At 58.1% G+C, this 23784-nt stretch carries 16 protein-coding genes, 1 pseudogene and 1 riboswitch; of the genes and pseudogenes, 2 read left to right on the top strand and 15 right to left on the bottom strand.

Annotated elements, in window-relative coordinates; genetic code table 11:
- Positions 1-112 precede the first annotated feature (112 nt).
- The 4 genes from nifT to AC0L30_RS22575 are packed head-to-tail and all read right to left on the bottom strand — an operon-like array spanning position 113 to position 2178.
- Positions 113-337 (bottom strand): putative nitrogen fixation protein NifT, encoded by a 225-nt coding sequence (gene nifT, locus AC0L30_RS22560; protein WP_473304865.1) that lies wholly within the window; start codon positions 335-337, stop codon positions 113-115.
- Positions 334-1545, bottom strand: coding sequence for a cysteine desulfurase NifS (gene nifS / locus AC0L30_RS22565; protein WP_473304870.1), 1212 nt, complete (start codon positions 1543-1545; stop codon positions 334-336). The genes nifT and nifS overlap by 4 nt, the downstream gene beginning before the upstream one ends.
- Positions 1546-1818, bottom strand: coding sequence for a NifU family protein (locus tag AC0L30_RS22570; protein ID WP_473304874.1), 273 nt, complete (start codon positions 1816-1818; stop codon positions 1546-1548). It lies immediately after the preceding gene.
- A 39-nt stretch (positions 1819-1857) separates the two neighbouring features.
- Positions 1858-2178 (bottom strand): iron-sulfur cluster assembly accessory protein, encoded by a 321-nt coding sequence (locus AC0L30_RS22575; protein WP_473265628.1) that lies wholly within the window; start codon positions 2176-2178, stop codon positions 1858-1860.
- 324 nt (positions 2179-2502) lie between these two features.
- Between AC0L30_RS22575 and AC0L30_RS22580 the strand changes: the two genes are divergently transcribed.
- The gene (locus AC0L30_RS22580) at positions 2503-3093 is read left to right on the top strand and encodes a hypothetical protein (protein ID WP_473255564.1); all 591 of its coding nucleotides are present in this window, start codon (positions 2503-2505) and stop codon (positions 3091-3093) included.
- A gap of 741 nt (positions 3094-3834) precedes the next feature.
- On the opposite strand, the pseudogene AC0L30_RS22585 reads toward AC0L30_RS22580, so the two are convergent.
- From AC0L30_RS22585 to AC0L30_RS22630, 10 genes and pseudogenes are all read right to left on the bottom strand, one after another.
- Positions 3835-4698 (bottom strand): annotated as a pseudogene (locus tag AC0L30_RS22585) (aspartate-semialdehyde dehydrogenase); the annotation flags it as partial.
- A gap of 1131 nt (positions 4699-5829) precedes the next feature.
- Entirely contained in the window at positions 5830-6114 is a 285-nt protein-coding gene (fdxB, locus tag AC0L30_RS22590; protein ID WP_473255563.1) for a ferredoxin III, nif-specific, read from the bottom strand.
- A 13-nt stretch (positions 6115-6127) separates the two neighbouring features.
- A complete protein-coding gene (locus tag AC0L30_RS22595; RefSeq protein WP_369726381.1) occupies positions 6128-6328 on the bottom strand; it encodes a CCE_0567 family metalloprotein in 201 nt (66 codons plus the stop codon).
- Positions 6329-6335: 7 nt separating this feature from the next.
- Positions 6336-6806 carry a NifX-associated nitrogen fixation protein gene (locus AC0L30_RS22600; RefSeq protein ID WP_473255562.1) on the bottom strand — a complete coding sequence of 157 codons (471 nt, stop codon included), beginning with the start codon at positions 6804-6806 and terminating at the stop codon, positions 6336-6338.
- Between the two features lie 10 nt (positions 6807-6816).
- The gene (nifX, locus tag AC0L30_RS22605; RefSeq protein WP_473304876.1) at positions 6817-7212 is read right to left on the bottom strand and encodes a nitrogen fixation protein NifX; all 396 of its coding nucleotides are present in this window, start codon (positions 7210-7212) and stop codon (positions 6817-6819) included.
- Between the two features lie 22 nt (positions 7213-7234).
- Complete coding sequence (gene nifN, locus AC0L30_RS22610; protein ID WP_473304878.1) at positions 7235-8617, bottom strand: nitrogenase iron-molybdenum cofactor biosynthesis protein NifN; 1383 nt, start codon at positions 8615-8617, stop codon at positions 7235-7237.
- Positions 8618-8622: 5 nt separating this feature from the next.
- Positions 8623-10266 carry a nitrogenase iron-molybdenum cofactor biosynthesis protein NifE gene (gene nifE, locus AC0L30_RS22615; RefSeq protein WP_473304880.1) on the bottom strand — a complete coding sequence of 548 codons (1644 nt, stop codon included), beginning with the start codon at positions 10264-10266 and terminating at the stop codon, positions 8623-8625.
- 115 nt (positions 10267-10381) lie between these two features.
- Positions 10382-11941: a nitrogenase molybdenum-iron protein subunit beta gene (nifK, locus tag AC0L30_RS22620; protein WP_473255578.1), complete on the bottom strand. Its 1560-nt coding sequence runs from the start codon at positions 11939-11941 to the stop codon at positions 10382-10384.
- Between the two features lie 81 nt (positions 11942-12022).
- Entirely contained in the window at positions 12023-13525 is a 1503-nt protein-coding gene (nifD, locus tag AC0L30_RS22625) for a nitrogenase molybdenum-iron protein alpha chain (protein WP_473304883.1), read from the bottom strand.
- A 2686-nt stretch (positions 13526-16211) separates the two neighbouring features.
- Positions 16212-16481, bottom strand: a complete 270-nt coding sequence (locus AC0L30_RS22630) for a hypothetical protein (protein ID WP_473304885.1) — start codon at positions 16479-16481, stop codon at positions 16212-16214.
- A 2467-nt stretch (positions 16482-18948) separates the two neighbouring features.
- Here AC0L30_RS22630 and AC0L30_RS22635 point away from each other — a divergent pair.
- Positions 18949-20016 carry a cytochrome-c peroxidase gene (locus tag AC0L30_RS22635; RefSeq protein WP_473304887.1) on the top strand — a complete coding sequence of 356 codons (1068 nt, stop codon included), beginning with the start codon at positions 18949-18951 and terminating at the stop codon, positions 20014-20016.
- A gap of 818 nt (positions 20017-20834) precedes the next feature.
- Here AC0L30_RS22635 and metE read toward each other — a convergent pair.
- Positions 20835-23150 (bottom strand): 5-methyltetrahydropteroyltriglutamate--homocysteine S-methyltransferase, encoded by a 2316-nt coding sequence (metE, locus tag AC0L30_RS22640; RefSeq protein WP_473304890.1) that lies wholly within the window; start codon positions 23148-23150, stop codon positions 20835-20837.
- 99 nt (positions 23151-23249) lie between these two features.
- Positions 23250-23449: riboswitch (cobalamin riboswitch) on the bottom strand.
- Positions 23450-23784 lie beyond the last annotated feature (335 nt).

A 23784-nucleotide genomic window follows, 5' to 3' on the forward strand; every position in this document is an offset into this window, starting at 1 on the left:
CTTGGTTCCGAACAAGGCTGCATGGGCTGTCGCGTTGACCGGTACGCGCTCACCGCGCCCGCCAAGACTTCCCTGGACATCCCAGTTTGACGACGTCCATAGACACGGAGTTTCATTTTTCGGTTGCTTCGCCGCCGCGCTTCTTGGCGTTTATGGTGATTGGTAGGGTGGTGTCGCTCGCCATCGGCGGTAGGTCGAGCACCCAGCCGTTTGCGATTTTAATCCAACCACCCCACAGCGTCTCGTGCTCCCAGCCGACGATCGGCTCCTCAAGATCTTTCTTGGGTACATAAATCGAAAGGCCTGTCTCAGGCGAACGACGAATCATGACCTTCATAGGGGCTCTGCAGGTTGCGAACTCTCGCCCGCACGCTCCTGACACGCACGCAACAGGGCTCTCTGTTCGGAAGTAATGTGCGCCAGGACTTGCAGCACACGATCGATCTCATCCAGCGCCGTCTCTCGCGAGAGCGAGAAGCGAACCGCACCGCGCAAAAACGCCGGCGCTACTCTCATCGCGCGCAGGACATGGGACGGCTCCATCGAGCCGCACGCGCAGGCTGAACCGAGTGAGGTGGCAATTCCGTCACGATTCAGGTGGTGGACGATGGCCTCCGCTTCGAGACGCTCGAAGGCAATGTTAGAGGTATTTGGCAGGCGGTTTTTGATATCACCAAGCACGATGCAACCGCCGAGCGCGAGAATGCCGCGCTCCAGCCGGTCGCGAAAGGCGCAAATCTGGATCTGATCTTGTATGAGGTGTGCCGCCGCGAGTTCCGCCGCCTTGCCGAGGCCAACAATGCCTGGGACGTTTTCGGTGCCAGCGCGGCGACGCCGCTCTTGCACGCCGCCGAAGATCAGCGGCCGGAACTTAATGTCCTTGCGCACATACAGCGCGCCGACGCCCTTCGGACCATGGAGCTTGTGGCCGGAGAGCGACAGCATATCGATGTCCGTCGTCTTCAGGTCAATGGGAATCCGCCCGACGGCCTGGACTGCATCGGTGTGAAAGAGCGCGCCGACTGAGCGCGCCATCTTGGCGAGGGACTTCACCGGAAAAATCGTACCGGTCTCATTATTGGCCCACATGATCGAGGCGACTGACGTACGCTCCGACAAGGCATTGCCATAACTCTCGATGTCCAATCGACCGCTTGCATCGACCGGAATGACATGGATCTTGATTCCTCGTCGGCCTAGCTCCTCGGCAAGAGACAGCACGGCCGAATGCTCAACGGCGGTTGTGACGATCTCGTCGCGTCCTTCCTGCACGGCGAGCGCGGACAGGATTGCAGTGTTGTCAGATTCCGTCGCGCCGGAGGTGAAAACGATCTCGTGATCGAATGCCGCGCCAATAAGAGCCTGCACATTTCGGCGCGCCTGCGTCAATGCGGGTGCAACCTCAATGCCGAATGCATGCCCGGACGACGCATTGCCGAATTGCCCAGAGAAGAATGGAAGCATTGCGGCGACCACCAAGGGATGTGCAGGGGTCGTGGCGTTATTGTCTAGGTAAATCGGCTGCACGGAGAGTTCGCTCTGCATTTAAGCCCTCACTTTGGCAGCTCCGGGCAGCGGGATCAGGCGGACACACTGTCCGAGCCGCTCGCTCAGGCCCGCCTGAATGGCCGCGAGCGTCGTGCCCGGAAGCTTGCATACCATGCAAGCGCCAGCGAGCCCGACCATGATCTTGTTGCCGTCTATTGCGACGAGCTCACAATGTCCCCGACTCTCATCGAGCACGGCGCGGACAATCCGCTCGCGATCGAAAGGCTCGATAGTCGAAGACGGCTTCGTCCGTTCAGCCTTCACGCCCATGTTCGATGCTCATTCCATTGCCAAGCGTACCAAGGCGACTCAGCTGAACGATTTGCCGCATGAACAGCTCGATTTGGCATTTGGGTTATCGAAGCGGAATCCTGATCCTTCGAGCGACACCACGAAATCGATCGTGGTGCCGTTGAGATGCGCCCGGCTCGCGTTGTCGACAAAGACTTTAATCCCGCCTTGCTCGAACACGGTCTCATCGGAGCTTGGCTCATGAGCAAGACCCATTTTATATGTGAATCCCTGGCAGCCGCCGCCTTCGATCATGATCCGTAAACCGCTTGCCGGCTGCGCAGTCGAGGAGATTGCGGCCTTCAGTGCGTTGATAGCGCTATCCGTTAGGTTGATCATCTCTGGCTCGTTCTCAGTTCTCTCGCAAAGCACAAATGGCAAATCCCATGCCAGTCGAGATGCAGGTGAAACCAGCTTCTGTTGCAGAGGCCCACCACTCGATTTGCGACCTGTCGGGTTCGCGACAGGCGGTTTTCCGGCAGCAGGATGTCATGCGTGCGAGGCCTCGTGATGGTGGCAGCAGGTATCCACGCAAATCGCGCCAAGCCGCCGTTTACGCTCTACGTCGCTGCAGACATCGCGGACGGCAAACAACTTGCAGGAAGGTAGGGGCACGTCGCATTGGGCGACCCGTGCACACCACAAATTGATGAGGAGGCTTCCATGACCTCGATCGACAACACCGCTCTTGGCCCGCTGGACAAGGAGGGGCGATTGCTGAATGCGGTGCTTAAGAGTGAAACAACGAAGTCGGGGCGATTTGGATTTCGAGGCGACATCGCGCTGAAGTTCCAAGCCCAGTTCGCCGACGAAAAACGACCACCGGATTATTCCATCGAACAAGTTCTTGCAATCGCACAAGAAGGCGAACCAGCCATCCCAGTCCTTGCCGGATATCTGCATTCTTTCGCTTATCTACCCGAGGCCGCGAAGGTGCTGGATGGCAGGCTGAGCCCCAACGGCAGCTATTTCATCTTCTGCAACAACATTGATCTGCTTGCGAAGTACCGCACTAAAATAGGCGACATCACCTTCCGCATTCTGCCTTGCAATGAATCAACCGTATGGAAGGAGATGATGGACCTCGCCGGCATCGACAAGAACGACCTCAAGAAGCTCGGTACCGCCGCGAGGCTCGATTACTTGCTCGATGCTGCCAAGGAAATCGATGGATCATACACGGAGATCTCATACGAGGACGGCCTAGCCAAAATGGAGCCGGTGAAGAACAGAAGCGAAAATCGCCCAGTCTGAGGCATCGCCTTAGACCCCTTTCTCGCCAGCTCGACAGTCCGCCGCAAAGTGATTCACTGCAAACGCGTCGCCTGCGGCGGGCTCTTTCAAACCTTGACGATGCACTTCCGGCCCAGCTTTTCGGGAAGATGACATGCCCACTCTGCTGGTCGTGTGTTGGCCAAGAGCACTGTCGTCATCACGCTGAGGCCGGCTCACCGCGACGGTCCGACTGAGCGGGTCTATCGTGATTAGGACATTCTCAGTTTGACCGGTTCATGGTCGCGGTCACACTTCAAAGGCCGATCGACGGTTTGTGGATTGGCTTTGGCGTTGCGCTCCAGGCCTTTGCCGGCCTGAGCGGCGCTGAGATGTCGCGCGAGGAGCGATCACTATGCTGATGTTCACGGAGGGGCCGCCGGTGATCCGGACATTCCGGGGCTGCGCGATGTCTGTGCTGCGGAAGCCGGCGGCATCCGCGACTGCAGCGACCACACGTGGATGCAGAACTCGCGCCGACCCGGAAGCGCGGTAGCGTACGTGCGAAATCGCCCGACAGAATCCGCCGCTGGGAGTGTGGAGGACGGAGTGGTCGCCAAAGGGGTGGAGGTGCTGCCAACTGTGTAGGAGTGCCCGAGTACCCGTCGCGGTAATCAGCAGCACCCGCGAGGTCGAGCAGGCGGGTGGATTTCCCGTCAGCCTCGGCTTCGGCCACCCAGGCCTAGACCTATCGTCTCGGCGTGCGCCTGATGACAGGCCCAGCAACAGCCCTGCGATCTGCATGGCGTTCAGCGCCGCGCCTTTGAGCAGTTGATCCGCCGCAACGAATATCGAGATCGGATGCCCTGAGGGATCGCTGAGGTCCTTGTGGATGCGGCCGACCAGAACATCACCCTGGCCAGCGGCGGCGATTGGTATCGGATCTCGTTTTGGTGCGGTCGGACGACCTTCACGCCGGGCGCTTGCGCCATGATCGGGCGCACATGCTGCTGGGTGATCGGCTTCTCGCATTCGAAGTTGATGGGCGCGCAGCACGGGTACGCGGATGCAGGTCACACCAGTCACGATTGTCCCGTCCTCGAAGATCTTGAAAGTTGGCTATTGAGATTGACACGCGTGAATTTCAGGAACCTCTTCCATCGCAGCGGCGCCGGCCCCGCTGGCGGCCCGGTAAGTTGCGCTTATCACGCGCTTGGTGCGGTTCTTCTGGTGGATTGGCCAAAGCAGCACCAGCGCGGTGATCGCGGCGCACTTCGGGTTGGCGATGATGCCCTTGCGGTCGCGGACGCGGGCCGCATTGATCTCGAGGATCACCAGTGGCAGGTTCGGATCCATTCGGAAAGCGGAGGAGTTGTCGATCACGACAGCGCCTGCCCTGACCGCGATCGGCGCGTCCGTTCTGGAGATGCCGTTGCCATCCGAGAACAGGGCGATGTCGTCAGCTCCTCGATCACGACGCCCTTACTCCAGAACGACATCGTCTTGCCGGCCGAGCGGGAGCTGGCCAGCGCTTCAGCCCGCCGGGGCGAAAGCCGCGTTTGTCCGTGGAGGCGTGAATTCGGCGCCCCCCGCGCCTGTGACCGCCGACAATCGCGAGCACGGGTCGTTACTCACATTTTCCTCCATTTCGGTTTGAGCATGATCTGGTTGGAAACCCGGATTCCACTCTTCCGGACCATGCTGTGCAGACAACAAAAAGGTGCAGGACCAGTGGCAGCGTGGCTTCGGTAGAGCTGGTGCGTTCAGTGGACGAGTAGGCGCGCATGCGTCCCCGGGCCCCAAAGGCCGTGGTGGTCTTGGTCGCGTTCGGTCGTCGTGAACATGACCGCTACTTGTGCGGTATGCTTCGCAAGAATTGATGTTGAGGAGTCACGGATCGGTGGCTTGAAGCATTCGAGATCGGACATTCTTAACTCCCCTTCAGCATTTTCTGAACCGGCCACCTCCTTCTTTTAAGAACAACAAGTTCTGTTCATTATGCTAGCCCAATAAAGCATGGGATCCACGTCGGCGGCGGCGCAACCGGTAGAAGACTGCCAGATCGAACCTCGACGCTGCATAAGTGAACGACAACACGCACCTTCCGCGTGCGGAACGCTTTACGATCGGCAGGGATGTTTCGGAACTATCCTCAATACTGGGCCGGCCTTCGGCGGCCTCAACTGCTCTTCTTATATGGTGGTAGACAGGCTACTCACGAGCATTTCTGCCGCACTGATGGGCGGTGACCTGCCCATTATTTGGCACGTAAGCGTTGCATCGATCAGTTCGACCCAGCGCTCCCGTGTTATGCGGGTTGCCTTGGACGTGCGGTTCCGGACAATCTCAAATAGGGTGGCCGCGTACTGGCTGCTCCAACCTGGCTCGGGGGATGGTGGAGCAGAGTTGACCAGCGTACTCAATACAGTGAGAACGACGTGAAACTATGCAGAATGTCGCAACCAAAGTCATCTAGCCCATCAACTCCTTGCGCCGTGGTTACTGGAGTCCGCGAGCACGAGACGGCGCGGTCGTGTCATTTGACCGATCCCTCCCAAGGACAGCCAACAGTCCATGTTCGGGCACGGTCAGCTCAGGAAAGCTGGGTTGGCTCCAACAGCGCAGGTTGGATGTCGCACGTTGGCGAATAGCAAATGAATCTCCGACTGGGCTTCGATATTGAACATCGCACCGTAGATGTCGTCGGCTCGATACCGGATCTCCCGACTTGCCTTCGTTTCTGACAAGGCAGTCCTATTCATAGCGGCGAAAGTCGCTTCAAGCCCGTGGCGCGTGCGTCTGACAGTTTGTTGGACACACCCGCGCGCAGGCGCTGCAGCCGATGCAAGCGCCTTCGTCATTCAACACCATGACCTTTTTTTCGAGCTCATCGTCCTCCTCATCGAGATCGATGATTTGGCCACCCTCGCTTAGCCCCTTCAGCGTCATGACCTCGCGGCCGCAAACCTTATAGCAGCGGCCGCAGCCGATGCACTTCTTGAGATCGATAGAAACCAGGTAATCCGGTTCCCAACTGCGGCCGTCGCGGGTCCTAAATGACATGGCTTGAGATCCGCTATGCTTTGTCTAGCGCTTGGAGATTTTGCCGCTTGCTTTCTAGCTCGCTGAAGGCAGCGTGGGCCTTCTGCGCCACACTCAGGATCGAGCACCAGTTGACCGGCAGCTCCTCGGAGAGGTCGTGGAGGTCCATCTTGGCTTGGGTCGCCTTCGCCGACAGCTTCTTTATTTCCGCTTTCAGCGCCTCAACATCGTTCATGCTTGCCTCAATAATTCGCCACTTCCGGGAACTTACGGATCATCTCAACGCCACTGTTGACGAATTTGTCGCCTTGATCAGCGAGATCAGAGAAATGGTCGAAACCAAAGCGATGCACGTCGCGCAGCTGCTTGCTCACAACAACGAGCCGACCGCCGATCAACACGATCCGACCGAACCCTTCGTTGTGCATCTTCAGCATTGGCGAGATCATCACTCCGGTCGCCTTCTCGATCGAGAGCGCAACCGCGTTAAAGAACAGCTCCAGCCGCCATGTCGTCTTGGGGTCCGGATTGCCGACAATAGGCAGCGCACGGCGCTTGTGCTTGTCGAGGACGTAGGGTTCGAGCAAATCGAGATCCTTCTTGCCCTCCCAGGCACCGTGGGAGTCCTGGGCGCGCCAGATCTTGACGAGCTCTTTCAGAAATGGCCGCTCCGCCGCCGCGGCGGCTGGAGTGACTTCGGACGTATCTCCCATCCTCGTTCCTTCAGGTTTCGAAATCCACTGTACGTTCCGGGTCTTTGGCGAGCAGCTTCCGCAGCCAGGGCGGCGGCGAGCCCTTCAGCACGGTTTCGAGTTTGACGCAAAGTTCGTCGATGGGCTCTGGTTGCAGCACCTTCATCGGATGGATCTTGCTCGCGACGACTCGTGCAGCACCCGAGCCGCCGATCGCCGCAACATAGAGGATTGCGCAGTCCCTGATCGCCTCCATCTTGGGCGCTAGCTTATCCTCATTGCCGTCTTCCGTGAGGTCACCACCGAACTGGATCGCCTCAATAAACCGATGCCCCTCCGGGCCGACCTCGTAGATCGCGATGTTCTTGGCCCAGCCGAAGTGCGCATCGACATGCTTCAAGTCCTGAGTGGCAAATGCAACTTTCATCCGCGTTGTTTTCTCTCCCTGCTCAATGCAACCCAGGCGAATCGACCTGCAGGCCAGAGTTGGTGAATCGCCAGCTGTCAGGCGTCGGCCGATGGTTAATCTCTCGGTCGTTTATGATGAGATTGGCGATATCAAAGATCAGGTCGCGCGTGCCGCGATAACCAACGATTGTGAGGTGCGCAGCCCCAAGGCGATCGAACATGGGAAAGCCTACCCGGAAGAATGGAACATTGAGTCGCGAAGCCGCCTGGCGACCATGTGAATGGGACATCAAGAGGTCGCAGTCACGCGACCTGGCAAGCTCTTCAAGATCCTCCAGATCGCCGATTAGGACGTCCTCGGTCCTGACCCGCTGCAGCACCGGTGAGTTCGTCGTCGTCACCGCAGCAGTGACCTGCGCCCCCATCTCGTCGAGTGAGCTGGAGAGATCAAATAACAAGTCCGGCTCGGCGCCGATCGCGAGCTTGCGGCCGCCGATATGGAAATGAGCATCCAGCATGGCGTCTGCCAGCTGTCCACGCTGCCGGCGATACTTCGAGGGTACTGACCGGCCGGTGATCTGGCTCAAGAACGCCATAAATTCGTCGCTTGGGATAAGGCCACAGAGCCGCTCGAATAGACGGAACGGCACGCCTGTCCGCACCTGCATGGTCTCGGCCGCACCGCGCATTTGCGCGCCGATCGCGATCGTCCAGGCCACCTGCCCCATGGTCGCAATTTCGTCCACTCCAATCCCCCCGATCGTAGTCGGCGTGAATTCGTCGGGGATGTGGCCGTCCAGCGAACCTGCAAGGTCCGGCAGGAAGGAGGGCTTGAGACCGAAATCCTCAAAGATCGTGCGAAGCTCGTCGAGGTCGCCGGGCGTGAGGTGGCAACCAGGTAGCACGTTAACGCGGGACGCATCGCGCGGTCTGGCTGCGTCGAACGGTGCCACAAGCACCTCGATCATCCGCGCCACCGTCTTCCCCCAGCCATCCTGAAAGGCATCCTTGAAATCCGGAGTCGAGACGTAGACAAGGGGGAGCTTTTCGAGCTGCGGGTGCTTCTGTCGGATCAACCGGATGAAGGCTTCGACGTCATCGCCGTTGGTTTCGGTGACCCCAGTTGAATTGATGCCAATGATTTCGGGCTCGGCGCGATTGTAGATGTTGAGGATCGCCTGTTCGAGATTCTCGTGGCCGCCGAGCACGGTTGCGACCTCGCTCACGGCAGTCGTCTGCATCGGCACGGCTTCATTGAAATGGCGCACGAACAGCGTCAGCCCAAAGGAGGCGCAACCTTGAGGGCCGTGCAAAAGCGGCATCGCGCCGCGCAACCCCATGAAGGCAAATGAGCCGCCGATCGGCTGGCTCATCTTGAGCGGATTGACCGAACAGGCTTTCTTCGAGGTAGTGACGATCGCCATGTCCCCTACTCCGCCGCCTGCAGTGCAGCCGGCTGGAGATCGGAAGGAATGTCCTTACAAGCAATGCAACGCCCGATGGAACTGGTGCAGGGCTTGTTGGGCTCGCCGAGCTTCGGGCCATGCGGCGCAATCGCGCTCTCACTCTCGCTGGCCTCAGCTTGATTGGAGAAAGTTATCGTCCTGACGCCGTTCCTGCTCGGGTCCCGAACTGGATCCGCGGCTTGCGCATACATCTGCGCAGCCGTCTTTGCCTGAAGCTTCCGGTCGAAATCATCCCATGGCGCGGCTTGGCGGAGCTGATCCCATATCGGATTGTAGAGGGCCTTCTCGATCTCCTCCATGAGCTTGAGAATCCCGACATAGCCCATATAGGCGTGGCAGCGCTCCTGGTTGATATCGAGCCAAGGCATCGCCGCCTTCAGTGCGACGAATTGCGACTTGCCGCCCGAGAGCATGATATCGGCTTTTGCGTCCTTGAGCATCTTGTAGATCTCGCGAGGCGACATGTCCTCGATCATATGGGCGTCCTGGCCCATTAATTCCTTGATACGTTCCTTGTCCTTAATGGTCGATTTCTTCACGGACGTGCCGACGATCTCGAGCCCGGCCTCCTGCAAAGCGGCCACCATCGACCAGGATTTCACACCGCCGGTGATGAGAACAACCCTCTTGCCGGCAAAGCGCGGCTTGAAACGTTCAATCGCAGCCCAGGCCTTGGTCTCTTCGCGTGCGATCAGGGCTTGCGTGCGTTCCATCAGCTCAGCCGGCGCACCACTCTCGATCAGCATGCGCGCGATCTGGCGGAGTGAATCGCTGGTATCCTCAATACCGTAGAAGGAGCCTTCAAAAAACGGGATGCCGTAGCGCTGCCTCATCTTGCGTGCGACGTTGATCATTGCCCTTGAGCAAACCATCATCGCGGCTTTGGCTCGGTGCGAATAAGCGACCTCGCGATACTTGCCGTCCCCCGAGATGCACGACAGGATCCGGATTCCGAGCTCATCGAGCAGGGGCTTGATCTGCCAAAGCTCGCCGGACAGATTGTATTCACCGATGATGTTGATATCATACGATGTCGTGTAATCCGGCTCTCCGGTACCGATGACGTGCTCCAGCAGTGCTTCGCCAGCAAGCTTGTTACCAAGGTTCTTCGACCCGACAAATCCCGGTGAATTGATGGGAATGACCGGCTTGCCGAATTTGGCGGAGGCCGCCTTGCAGACCATATCGATGTCGTCACCGATCATTGCGGGCACGCATGTCTGGTAGACGAAGATGGCCTGCGGGTCGTATTTCTCTGTGATCTCCTTGACTGCCCTGTACAGCCGCTTCTCGCCGCCAAAGACGATATCGGTCTCGCTCATGTCTGTGGTGAAGCTTCTGCGCCACAGATCGGAGCCGGACGAGACCGAACCACGATTGTCCCAGGAATTGCCCTCACAGGCGATTGGACCATGCACAAGATGGGCGACATCGGTGAAGGGCTGCAGCGCGACTTTGGCGCCATCGAAGGCACATCCGCCGGCGGCGCCGCCCGGCTTGAGCTGCTTGGTGCAACCATTCTTACGCTCGACCTTCGACTTGCTCGCGTTCCTGGCGCAGCCCGGTTCGTTAAAGACGTCCTGTATGGTCGTGGGAAGCGAAGTCATGGTGTCTCTCTCGGGGATGTCAACACACCGCAGACCACAAGGATGGCCGGCGGAGAACCTGTGATCCCCGCCGCAGCGCCGCTGTTTCTGCGGACGATGAGGCGGGGAGCTCGCCTTAGCGTATGATGTCGAAGCTGTAGTCTGTCTTGCCAACCGAGCTGGTCTTTCGATCGATCTCATCGAAGATCTTGTCGAGAATCTTGACCAGCACATTCATGCTCCCCTGATAGCCCCACACTGGATAACGATGGTGATGATGGCGATCGAAGATGGGAAAGCCGATGCGGATTAGCGGCGTTCCGGTGTCACGCTCGAGATACTTGCCGTAGGTGTTACCGATCAGGAAATCGACCGGCTCTGTGAACAGGAGCGATCGCATGTGCCAGAGATCCTTGCCTGGGAAGGCGCGGCAGTTTTTACCGAAGGGCGAGCTCGCGAACAGCGCCTGCATCTTCAGCTCCCACGCCTTACTCGCGTTCGTCGACAGCACGTGGATCGGCTCAGCGCCGAGCTCCAGCAGGAATGCGGCCAGGCCATAGCAGAGGTCTGGATCGCCATAGATCGCGAACTTCTTGCCGTGAACATGCGCGCTGGAGTCAGCCATTGCGTCTACCAGACGCCCACGCTCCTGCTCCAGTGCATTTGGAATTGCCTTGTTGGTGACACGCGACAGCGTCATCAGGAAATCGTCCGTGGCGCTGACGCCCAGCGGGTGATTGAAAGCGACGACCTCCTGATCGTGCGCCTTGATGAAGGACAACGTCTTCTCCGTGCAATATTGCTGCATGGAAATGGTTGCCTTGGCGTGGACTGCGTTCGCGGCATCCTTTAATGTAGTGCCCCCATCATACATGCGGAACTCGCCGTCCGTGGGGGTATCGAACACGTCACTGTTATCCGCGAGGATGGTGTAGCCGATGCCCATCAGCTCGAAGATACGCTTTATCTCACGGACATTTCCGACAGTGTAGCCGTCGAAGCCACCGATGAAGTTGATCGTGTTGTTCGCTTTGCGCTCGAGTTTTGGGGCCGTGCCGGCTTTGCCATCCCAGAAATGCTCGAGGATGCCCTTGAGCGTGTTGTCGTAGCCAGTAACGTGGCTGCCGACGAACGCAGGAGTGTGAGCGAATGGTACGTCGTAGTCCGCTGGGACTGAACCTTTTTCCTTTGATGTTTTGATGAAGGCATTGAGGTCGTCGCCGATGACTTCCGCCATGCAGGTCGTGGCGACCGCGATCATCTTCGGCTTGTACATGTTATAGCTGTTGGCAAGCCCGTCGGTAAGATTGTTAAGCCCGCCGAACACGGCCGCGTCTTCCGTCATGGACGAGGAGACGCACGAGGTCGGCTCCTTGAAGTGCCGTGACAGATGGCTGCGATAATACGCGACGCAGCCCTGTGAGCCGTGGACGAACGGCAGTGTGCGCTCAAACCCAAGGGCGGCGAACACCGCACCCAGCGGCTGGCAAGCCTTCGCCGGATTAACGGTTAGCGCCTCGCGGGCGAAGTTCTTCTCGCGGTACTCGGATGTCTTGGACCATTCTTTGATGCGATCGACGTCGGCGGGATCATGCGGATTCTCAAATAGCGCCTTCTTCTTGGCCAGCATCTGCTGGTATTCGTCTCCCCGGAAAAGCTCAGAGTGGTCGAGTATGTGTTCGGCGTTCTGTGTCATCATGGCACTCTTTGGGTTCTTGCGTTCGTTCTCCTGCCCTTCCCCTCCTCTGCGGAAAGAAACGGCCCGGGGTCGGCCTTCCTATTCCGCTGCCATGAGGCTCGGCTGCGGAGCGTCCTTCCAAGGCGCGGTGGTCTTCCCCCAGATCGGGGAGTTAATCGCCATGTCCATGTCGCGGGCGAAGATCGCGAAGCCGTCATAGCCGTGGTAAGGACCCGAGTAGTCCCAGGAATGCATTTGGCGGAACGGCACGCCCATTTTTTGGAAGACGTATTTTTCCTTGATACCGGAGCCGACCAGGTCTGGCCGGATCTTTTCGACGAAGCGCTCGAATTCGTAGCCGGTGACATCGTCGTAGATCAGCGTGCCATCTTTGACGTAGTGCTGGGCGGTGCGTTGGTAGTCATCGTTATGCCCGAACTCATAGCCCGTGCCGACAACATCCATGCCGAGGTCCTCATAGGCGCCGATGACGTGGCGAGGACGTAAGCCGCCGACGAACAGCATTACCGTCTTGCCTTCAAGCCGCGGCCGGTATTTCGCGGTCACAGCATCGACAAGCGGTTGATATTTCGCGATGACGCGTTCGGCGCCTTGCTTGATCTTGTCATCGAAGAAGCTTGCAATTTTTCGCAGCGACTCCGCGATTTTGGAAGGACCGAAGAAGTTGTACTCGCACCAGGGAATCCCGAATTTTTCCTCCATGTGCCGTGAGATGTAATTCATCGAGCGATAGCAATGCAGTATGTTGAGCTTTGCCTTCGGCGTCGCCTCCAATTCAGCGAGAGATCCATCCCCGGACCACTGGGCGATGACGCGTAGGCCCATTTCTTCCAGCAGGATTCGTGACGACCATGCGTCGCCGCCGATGTTGTAGTCGCCGATGATCGCAACATCATATGGCGTAGGTTCAAATTTAGGGCTGGTCTCTGGGGCGCTCTTGTCAAAGATCCAATCCCGAACGGCGTCGTTCGCGATGTGGTGGCCGAGCGATTGCGACACGCCACGGAAGCCCTCGCACCGCACAGGCACGATGGTTTTGCCGCCATATTCCTTCGACTTTTCTCGGGAGACCGCCTCGATATCGTCACCGATCAAGCCAATCGGACATTCGGACTGAATGGTGATGCCCCTGTTGAGAGGAAATAGCTCCTGGAGCTCATCGATGAGTTTCGTGACCTTTTTATCGCCGCCGAACACGATGTCCTTCTCCTGAAAATCGGAGGTGAACTGCAGTGTCACGAACGTGTCGATGCCGGTCGTCCCGACGTAGTAGTTGCGCCGCGAGCCCCACGAGTACTGACCGCAGCCGACCGGACCGTGGCTGATGTGGATCATGTCCTTGATGGGTCCCCAGACCACGCCCTTGGAGCCCGCATAGGCGCAGCCGCGGATGGTCATCACGCCGGGAATGGACTTGATATTCGACTTGACGCCACAATCCGACTTCCCCGCCTCGTGAACACTGAGATGCTTGGCGCGCCTTTTGGCGGTCTTCTCGGGGTAGACCGTCAACACCTCATCGATTAGCTGCTTGTTGCGCGCCTTGATCTCTCCAACGCTTTGGGTAGGTGCTCGGCTCATACAGGTTTCCTTTTCGATTGTGGTCTCAACAAGAAGCGACGCGTTTGCGGTAGACCGACGGATTTTCCGATCCGGCGTTCAGGTAAGCGTGCAATCTGCGTGGGCGGTCCTACCGATCGCAACTTCGCGACGTTCATGCAGCAGCGGTCGTTCACGATCTTGTAGCTCATCTCGGCTGAGCGGTTAGGAGCGCCATGTGTGACGCTGTCTATCGATGACCAAGACGCTTCTCGGTGAAGTCATGCCTGCTCTCCAGCGGTTGGTCATATCGGCTTCTTTATTCACTCGCGTGCGATCACGGGGCATGTCCCTGTGCATGGGATGCAAAGGACTAACAGCCGCCTCCTGTGCAGGGGTCTGCAACGAGTGTGCCAGCGCCGGTTGAATAGAAAAAGCAACGTTTATAGAGCTAGATAGCTGCCGGATGCGGATTGTTGTAAACCTGACCCTGTCTGCCACCAACAAGCGTAGCCGCAACGCCCTGTCTGAAACAAAACAATCGGTTACGCTCTCCACCAGCGGGGAGTCTGGCCGCGCCGACGTCACTCGGATGCGCAGCCTTGCTTCGTACGCGCCGATCCAGCGATCGCAAACACCATCCGTTCGAAGCGGATTTCAGCGCGGTTAGATGTGCCCATCGTGCTCGCGATCCCACCCCGAGCAAGAACGCATCGAGCGCTCCACCACCTGCTGCAGATGTCTCCACAAGAACTCAGTTGCCCAGCAGCAGTCCTCTTCCATTTCCGCATGGTCTCTCGCTCCGGCGTTCTTTTACTTGATACTGTGGAGAGGCGCGCTCGGAGGAGCGAACAGCTGACGCCGTGGAGAGCACGTAAGCTGATCAATTCCCAAGCAGCGCGGTAGCTTAAAATCCGCAAACGGTCACCTTGGGCTTGCCCGGATTTGAATTTGCCGGCTACGACACGGGGCGCTTCCGCATCAAACAATCTGCAGGTTTTTGCGTTCGGCGTAGTTCGACAAAGGGGAAGATCGGATTCTGGCGCGTCAGACAGTTTGAGCGGATTCACGGAAAGGCCAGCAGCTTCGCAAGTGTCGGCAGTCGAGATAGGGCAGGTCGAATGCGAACCACTGGTCGATTTCTCCTTTCTCGCTCCAGGACAGGATCGATTCCTTACGCTTACCTCCGTTGCGTGGTATATCAATCGCCATTGAAACCAGTTTTGCTAACGCGCTCCGCCAGCATTTTTGCAGAACAGCGTGCCGATGGTCCACTTGAACGGTATTTTTCTTGCCCAGGTAATTTATGGGAAAAAGGGCCAGATCTCGGAGCGAAGTGCTCAGGTGCGGATTTCACGCATTGCAACGTTTGTAAATTGGTGCATCACCACTGTTACGGCGGTAATAGCGCTTGGGTTCGTGGGACTTGCGCTCGAGGACATACCCATCACGGCGCTGTCGAATGCAAATCCTGAAATTATCCAGGTTGCCATTCTGAGGGTTTATATTTCGTGCTGGGCTTACGGGACCAAAAATCCAGGGTGGAATCTATGCGGACGACCCACAGGGAGGACGTGTCCGGACCGGATCAATTGCTGCTGTCGCCTTTCTCGCGGTTGTTTCAGTCATTTTGCGTCCTGAATGAGATGGAGGAGAAGTTCACGTTAGAACCGGCCATCGGGCGTGAGCGGTCCCGAAAGCCCAGGGGTCGGCGCCGGCGTTCTTCAAGATGATCAGCTTCGGCTTCCGTGACGGACCCTGTTCGTCGATGCCGCGCTTCGCGAGGAGTATGAACGGCTCCACTTCGAAAATCGACGCCGCCAAAGATCGGTTACTTGCCGCATTGAAGCTCGAGGGAGGACGAAGAAAGTATCGCCCAATCGCTCACCTTGAACATCACCGAGCACCGGCAGTTCGGGATCGGACTCATCGCTGCCATCGTCGCGCTTTCCGCTTTGATCAGCATGTCCGTTGGACTGGTTGGAATGATCCCACTTGGTACCTTCTGCCAACCATCATCGCCTTCTAGGTTCGGCTTCACTACGCCTGGGGCCATCCTGAACGTCGTCTTTGGCTTGACCGCGCTCAGCTAAATTGACTCTCCGTGACAGTCCCGATTGTCCTCGAAATCCGCATTGGACGCCATGTCACGGCATTCGGTACTTGGGCTGGCGAAGACTCCAGCCGGGATCCCGCTCTAACGATGTCTGCCCTCTGGATGGACGATGCCCGTCGTGCAAGCGGAGATCATCTCCTCCGAATCGATCGCTCTGCCTCGCGCGCCTTTCGCTTCTGTAGGGACGAGTTGGCTGCTGCACTAAACCGCCGCGTCGGTTCACGACCTAGCGTTCGACCCGTTAATCTTCCCTTTTGAGCTTCTCGCGCTCCTGCTGGAGCGCTTCGGTCTCTCGGGCGACCTCGCGTCCTTCGCCCAGTTGTTCCTGGAAACGCTGGCGGGTCTCGGCGAGAACAGCGGGGGCGAAGGATTCAGTCAGCCGAACCCCGATTGCCGATCGGGCACTGCAGGGTGAGTTCATGAGCGCTTTTGCCGCCGTATGGTTAGATATCACCCTTTCGGCAGCTCTTAGGCCCGAATAAACGTGATCCGGCCCCCTTCGCCACGCTTTGTGGCTTTACCTTTACTTCGACGTCCTGATCGAACGCCGCCAGCATGCGCAGCGGCTTTCCGTGAACTGCCCTCGAAGCAGCTTGGAGATGTTGGGCTGCTTCACGCCGACGAGCTTCGCGGCTTCGGTCTGAGTGATCCCCGCTCCGCCATCAACCGCTTCAGTTGTACAATGAGGGCTGCCTTGAGTTGGTACTCGTCGGCGTTCGGCAGGCGGTTGGCCGGCAACTTCTTCTTCGTGCTCATGATCGAGCTGCGTTTATTCCGTGTTGATAGCTTCCGTGTCGCGCAGGCGCTGCCATGCGAGGCCAGATCGTCCCATATGCGGATCGGCAGCCAAAAGAGCTGCTGATCGGACCGCGTGAAGGTCAATTTGAACGCTCTACCGCGCTCGAGTGCCTTCGGAGTTTTGGCTTAACCTGTTGCAGGTGTGCTCGTCTTGGGGGACGGCATATATTGGCCGGGGAGCACATATGTGTGTACTTAAGAGTATGGACAGTATTCCTGTGCGCGCGCCTGCGGAATTCAGCGTAAGACACGCGTCACTTCCATAGAAGAGATTCTGGCCAGTCTGTGAACTCCAACTCGAAGCTACGTAGGCCGGTGGGTTTTGTCGTGAATTTAAGGGTCTTCCCTGAAAGGTCGGCCAATGAACCAGATGCGAATGTGAAAACTGTCGTGCCGGAAGTTGCGACCCCAATGCCTTGCTCGCCTTCCATGCTAGAGAAGTCGGTCGCCTCGGAGAGTTGCCCAAGTGCAACTCCCTCCAGCGCGTGGTGAAATTCCATGGAGGCCAAGTATGTCCTTTTGTCAGCAGCCCACTCGCTGACCGACACTGCTGTGATCCCCGCGTCGGTCAAGAGACCACCTGCGATCCGGCAGCCATATTGAACGGTGAGAATAACCCGCTCATTCCGAACTCCGGCCGGCTCTCGATCGGCGGCAGTGATCGTGCACGCGTACCGCCTTGTTTCCGCAACCGCCCCCATACCTAGCCCGATCCACTCGAGAGCGGAACATAGTACAAAAGCGAGAGCGGGTCTTATCATTCGACTGCACCTGAACTGAAACATCGTTCTCTGCTCTGTACAATCTGACGCTACGGGCGATTCAAGCTCCTTCGATCGCTCTGCCGGATCAACGTTACTCAGGTGACTGCGGTGTCGCAGAAGCCAGGCGAGCGGTATCCCCCGGCAGTGCCCTTGGACGGGGCCGGACCGATTTCATTATCGGTGCGCAGCGGGCAGCACGTCGGTGAACCAAGGCTATGGGCCGAGCTTTTCAGGTCGGCGGCGGCCATGAGAGGCGCGACGGCCCGCGGCGCCGGAGCGCTACATTCCTGACCCAGGCGCAGGCGCTCTGTGAGCGGACGCTATTTAACGCGGAATGCTCCCGCGGCACAGGTCCCGAAATTTTGCTTCACAATCTCAATGTAAAAGGAAACGTGGCCGAGACGAGCCGTTCAAAGGCAGACTGCCGCTCAAGCAGACGCTCTTCGAGCATCTTACGCTGGAGATCATCTAGCTCGCTTTGAAGCCTTCTGCGACAACGCCAAATGTCATTCCGTACGGATCTGATCTCATTCAAGCGCTCGTCAATCGACCTCATCACGGATACCGTATCCAACTTGAACCAGCCATGGACAAGTGCTCAATCACGTTCTTCCTCGCTAACACGCCGATAAATCTCAGGACTTGGGCCATCTGCGGACTGATGTCACGGTCTCCTCCCAGCGTGTCCTCTTGTATCGGCATCATTCAACGCAAGAGCACGAAGTAGCGGTTGCTCCTGCAGAAGTTCAGCTTATTTTGCCCCAGCGCGCAGGATTTCAAAAGCTAGCAGCAGCCCGTGAGTGGGCCGACTAGGTAATCCAACCAACACCCGCCGGATCAGGGGTCAGGCTGGTCACCTGTCGAATTGGAGTAGCGATCAATCAGACGGTCGCACTGTCAAACTCTGGGCAGCCGCGCCTTTCAGAGTTGGGCACGGCAATTGCCATGCCAGCGAACCTCAGGTGGAATTGAATCAAGCCATGTTCGGTTCGGAGACTCGTCCTTTACGAACGAGCCGGGCTTCGCGGCGGCGGCGCGCCAGAGCGGCCGGGATATGAGTCGGAGAGGCTTCAGTCGGCAGGGCTCGGCGAAATCGTGAACGATGCGCACTGCCGGGCGCCTCGGCTCAGTGTCTCGCCCAGCTGCGTAGGTCTTGTTACCGCCGTTCCCGCGTGCGGCCGGCAAGCTGGCAAGCGAACCTCACCACAAAGGTATCTGCTATCACTCTAGCCGGGCCTGGCGCTTGTGGCATCTGTGACACTGAATGTAGTGATCAAACCAAGACATCCGACTTTGTTTGTTCGTCCGGACCCGTTCTACAACTAAATCAGCAACTTGCATCTCGGACGCAACTGGCATCGCAGTTGCTAATTGGCCAATGACACCGTGAGCGCTGAGCGCGGCCATTGGTGTAAGACGGATACATCAACTTTGCGGGAGCGTATTGGCCACCCAATCGCTCGATGGAGCACCGATGCGGCCACCGGACAGCTTACTACTTGCGCCACACTTGTTGTTGTCAGACCGACCATCAGGCCGAAGTTGAGGCGCTAGTCTGATCGACCAACAGAAAGGCCGCGATCTAAGCTCAAAGCGAACTCGCGAATCACATGAGCCCCTCAAGTCCGTGCGTGAACGCCGCGGCGAGCTCCTCAAAGTCGTACATTTTGATGCAGCCTCGCTTCGGAGGATCCGCTGCATGCTGCGCCGGACCGTCGAGGAACGCGTGGCATCGCTTTCGACTGTTTCCTTTCCTTGTTTAACAATCAGAACTAATGAGGCGGTGTATGAACATGTCGATCCCGGAGCTTCGGCTTGTCGCTGAAGCATCTATTTTCGCTATTGGGCTGCTGATGTCGTCAGGAGCTAACGCCGACGATGATCTGATGAGAAACGCCAAGCAGATCTTCCATCCAATCCCCTCGGTGATTCCTGCGGTAAAAAACAATCCGGTGACGCATGGAAAGGTCGAGCTTGGCAAGATGCTGTTCTTCGATCCGCGGCTATCGGCGAGCGGGATCATTAGCTGCAATACGTGCCACAATCTCGGCACCGGCGGAGTCGATGCCGGTCCGACCTCCGTTGGTCACGGCTGGAAGGTCGGCCTACGTCGGGCCCCAACCGTCTACAACGCAGTGTTCAATGTGGCGCAATTCTGGGACGGACGCGCCGCGGACCTCAAGGCGCAAGCCACCGGCCCGGTGCAGGCGAGTGCCGAAATGAATGCGACTCCGGATCATGTGCTCGGTATCTTGAACTCAATGCCCAGCTACGTCGCCTTGTTCAAGAACGCTTTTCCGAACGAAGCGAGATCGGTCACCTTTGAAAATTTTGCGAAGGCGATCGAGGCTTTTGAAGCGACTCTCATTACACCTGCGGCTCCATTCGATCAGTATCTGGAGGGCAATACACTTGCTCTCGATGATCAGCAGAAGTCAGGGTTGGCACTGTTTATGGCGAAGGGATGTTCCTCTTGCCACAATGGAATTAATCTCGGTGGGCAGGCCTACTTCCCGTTCGGCGTGATGAAAAAGCCGGACGCAAGCGTGCTTCCGGACGCCGATAAGGGCCGGTTCGCGGTTACCAGGGCGGCTGGCGACGAATATGTCTTCCGCGCTGCGCCATTGCGGAACGTCGCGTTGCGAGCCCCTTACTTCCATTCGGGCCAGGTTTGGAGCCTGAAGCAAGCTGTTGCCCTGATGAGTGAAATCCAGCTCGGCACCAAGCTTAGCGATAGGGAGGAAAACGACATTGTCTCATTTCTGAATTCGCTGACCGGTCGGCTGCCTAAGATCGAATATCCGATACTGCCGACGCGCACCAACACGACACCAAAGCCTTCAATAGACAGATAGCCTTAGCAGCACCGGCCTCATTCCCTGACGAAGAGCAACAGAGGCGACGCAAGAAACCGGCCTCCCCGCAATGACGTCTAAATGAATGATGCTGTGCTGTCACTCATCACCACGCATACATAAAAATGCCCGGCCTCGACGGGAGGCCGGGCAGAAGTCACGCAGGAGCGACGCTGCTTTCCGCATCGCACCAGCTTTCGTCGGTAGGGAGGACTACCGGCGACCGATTTACGGCGAGGGCACTCGCCGTCAAACAACAAGAAGCGGATATCGCTCCGCGCAACTTAGCGAGCCGCTTGCTTTCCACTCCTGTCGGAAAGTTCAAGACTTGCCACCACTTGCCAGCTGTCCGGTTGGCAAGGGGAGCCTTGATGGAGCTGGGATCCATCCCGCAGGCGGTTTGGCTGCCGTGTCCTGGAACTCAAGCGTCAGTTTGCCGTCACGCGGCACCATGTGGCAGCGCCCCAACGCCAGCAAATCTTCCCGAAGCCCGCGCCAACGCGCCAATTACGTATGAAATTCCGGAAGGGCGGTAAAATAGATTGTTGTGATGGGACGCATCCACGCGATGGATAAATGAAAAGATAGGGCCGTGGTTCGCGTCGAGCGGTAGTGAGTTGGAATATGTCACCTGATCGGTATGACCGGCATGCTGTCGTCCGCCGGATTCGAGCTTGTCGCCGGGTGTATGCGATCACCTCCGCCGAAGCAGACCGGCATTCGCAAGCGCTGGAAGGTTTAGGAAGCTCGCAAGATATCGCGACCTCCCAAAGCGCGTGCATCTTATTCACAATACGTTGGTGACGCGCTCCGTACGATCATGCCTCACCCCGCAACTCGCGTGCGGCGGCCACCATATTGACGAGCGCGGGACGCACCTCCTCCCATCTTCGAGTTTTCAGTCCGCAGTCGGGATTGATCCAGAGCTGCCGATCGGAAACCCGCTGCCGCGCCAACACAATCAGCTGCTTGATCTCGGCTGCTGCGGGAATGCGCGGTGAATGAATGTCATAGACGCCTGGCCCGATTTCATTAGGATATTTGTAGCTCTTGAAAGCGTCGAGCAATTCCATTTTGGAGCGCGACGCCTCGATTGAAATGACGTCGGCATCCATTGCTGCGATCGCATCGATGATTTCGTTGAACTCGGAATAGCACATGTGCGTATGGATCTGAGTTCCGTCAGCGACAGCGGAGGAGCAAACGCGGAAACTGTCCACTGCCCAATCGAGATAGTCCTTCCACTGCGATTTGCGCAGCGGCAATCCCTCCCGCAACGCAGCCTCGTCGATCTGGATCATGGTCGCTCCAGCCGCCTCAAGGTCGATGACTTCGTCTCGGATCGCGAGAGCGATCTGTCGGCATGTCTCGCTCCGCGGGATGTCGTCACGGACAAACGACCAGTTCAGGATCGTCACCGGTCCGGTCAGCATAGCCTTGACGGGTTTTTTGGTCAGAGACTGCGCATGTCGCCACCATTTAACGGTCATGGGCTTCGGGCGGGAGACATCTCCAAACAGGATAGGAGGGCGAACGCACCGCGAGCCATAAGACTGAACCCAGCCGTGCTTGGTGAATGCGAAACCCAACAGCTGCTCGCCAAAGTATTGAACCATGTCATTGCGCTCGAACTCACCGTGTACGAGCACGTCCAGGCCGATATCTTCCTGCCAATGCACGGTATGGGCTGTCTCCGCTTTCAGAAGCTGCTCGTACTGCGTGTCATTCAGCGCTCCCCGCGCATGAGCTGCACGCGCATTGCGGACGTCCGCCGTTTGCGGGAAGGATCCGATGGTTGTGGTTGGAAACATCGGCAATGCGAAGGCGACGCGCTGGACGTCGGCGCGCTGGGTGAACGCACTGCGACGGCGGCGCATGCTATCGTCGATCGCGGCCATTCGTCCGGCGACGTTCGCACTGTGGATCTTCGGCGATGTTTCGCGGGTGACGGATGCATCCTCTGAGAGCGTGAGTTCATCGGCCACGTCGGCAGCAAGGCCAGCCAGCGCTTTGCCCAATATCGAAAGTTCCTTGATCTTCTGCACTGAGAACGCCAACCACGTCTTCAGATTGGGATCGAGATCGATCTCTAGCTCAATGTCGGTCGGAACATGAAGCAGCGAGCAGGAGGGGGCAATCTGAACACGGTCCCTGCCCAGTTTTTTGACCATAGGAGCAAGTTGGTCGAGTAGCGCCGGCAGATTAGAGCGCCACACGTTGCGACCATCAACGACGCCGAGCGAGACCACGAGATCTCTACGGGCTCTGGCGACAATCGCGTCCAACTGGTCAGGTGCACGAACCAGGTCGACATGAAGCCCGGCAACGGGCAAGGCCAATACTGTTTCAAGATTGTCGCCGACAGCCCCGAAGTATGTGGCCAGCATGATTTTAAGGGCCGGCACGGCCTTAGCGAAATGAGCATAGGCCCGGCGGACAGCCGCCCGAGATGCTTTGTCGACGTCCATCACTAGGCATGGCTCGTCGAGCTGAACCCATTCAGCGCCGCGCGCGGCTAGTTCGCGGAGAACATCGACGTAGACGGGGAGGAGTCGATCAAGCAGCGACAGCGGATTGAATGCGGGATTTACGCTTTTGCCGAGCTTCAGGAAAGTGACTGGGCCCACTAGGACGGGCCGCGTCTGATAACCGAGGCTTCTTGCCTCCTCATATTCCTCGATCGGCTTCCGAGAGGCATACCTAAAGATCTGATCCTGGTGAAATTCCGGCACCATGTAGTGGTAGTTCGTATCGAACCACTTCGTCATCTCCTGTGCGGCTACGCCGGGCCCATGCTGAGCGTGACCACCGTCCTGAGCGCCACGCGCCATGGTGAAGTAGGTTTTGAGCGACACAGGACCTTCGGTCCAGCCGTAAACGTCGGGAATGGCGCCGACCATTAGGCTGGTATCGAGCACATGGTCGTAGAGCGAGAAGTCATTCGAAGGAATGACGGTCGCACCGCGGGATTTCTGCCGTGCCCAATTAGCGGCACGAAGTCCACTCCCCGCCTCGAGGAGCTCGGCTTCGCTGGACTTTCCCGCCCAGTAGCTCTCGAGCGCGAATTTGAGTTCGCGTCGTGGGCCGATGCGTGACGTCCCCAGTGTTGCAACGGGAAGCGAAAGGATAGACATAGCTTAGACCCCATGTTGGGGCAAAGGCCACGGCGGACGCAGACAGCGAACATCGCCTGAGCGACAACTGCTTGGCGCACACCGGGACGCCCCGCCCGTGGACGATATCTTGTCGAGGCAGGTCTCCTGGCTCACGGGTCGTTGCTGCTGTCCGGCCTTCCCGAAGCCGCATGGCGTCAGTGACTTCATTGGACAGCGGCTCGCCGCTTACAGTTGCGGGGGCAGCGCCGGCATTGCACCGGCTTCCCTCTTAGCTCCGGATCAAACGAAATCCGGAGACCGCGACGGCTTGAATTATGCGCACGAGGATCGATGCGTCAACCTACCGATTCTCGCTGCGATATTGCCCAAGCGATTACGAGCGCACTAGGCGGGCACGACGGTCTTGCTCGCGGCCTGGTGAACACGCCCGGATCTGTGGAGGCTCCGCTTGTGAAATGCATTCGCTCCTTGCTCGCGTAACGGTGAGCTCCACCACCGGAACGAACCCGGGCCGCTTTCGGTATCTGTGTGATCGCGAGGAGGCGGCTTTTTCCGTCGGCAACTTTTCGAACCTGCGCGTCAGGAAGGTGCGATCATCCTGGGCCGGCATCCGTTTGGCCACAGCCCATAAGGCTCCCTAGAAATTTCGAAA

The organism is Bradyrhizobium sp. MI1.11 (assembly GCF_055811255.1).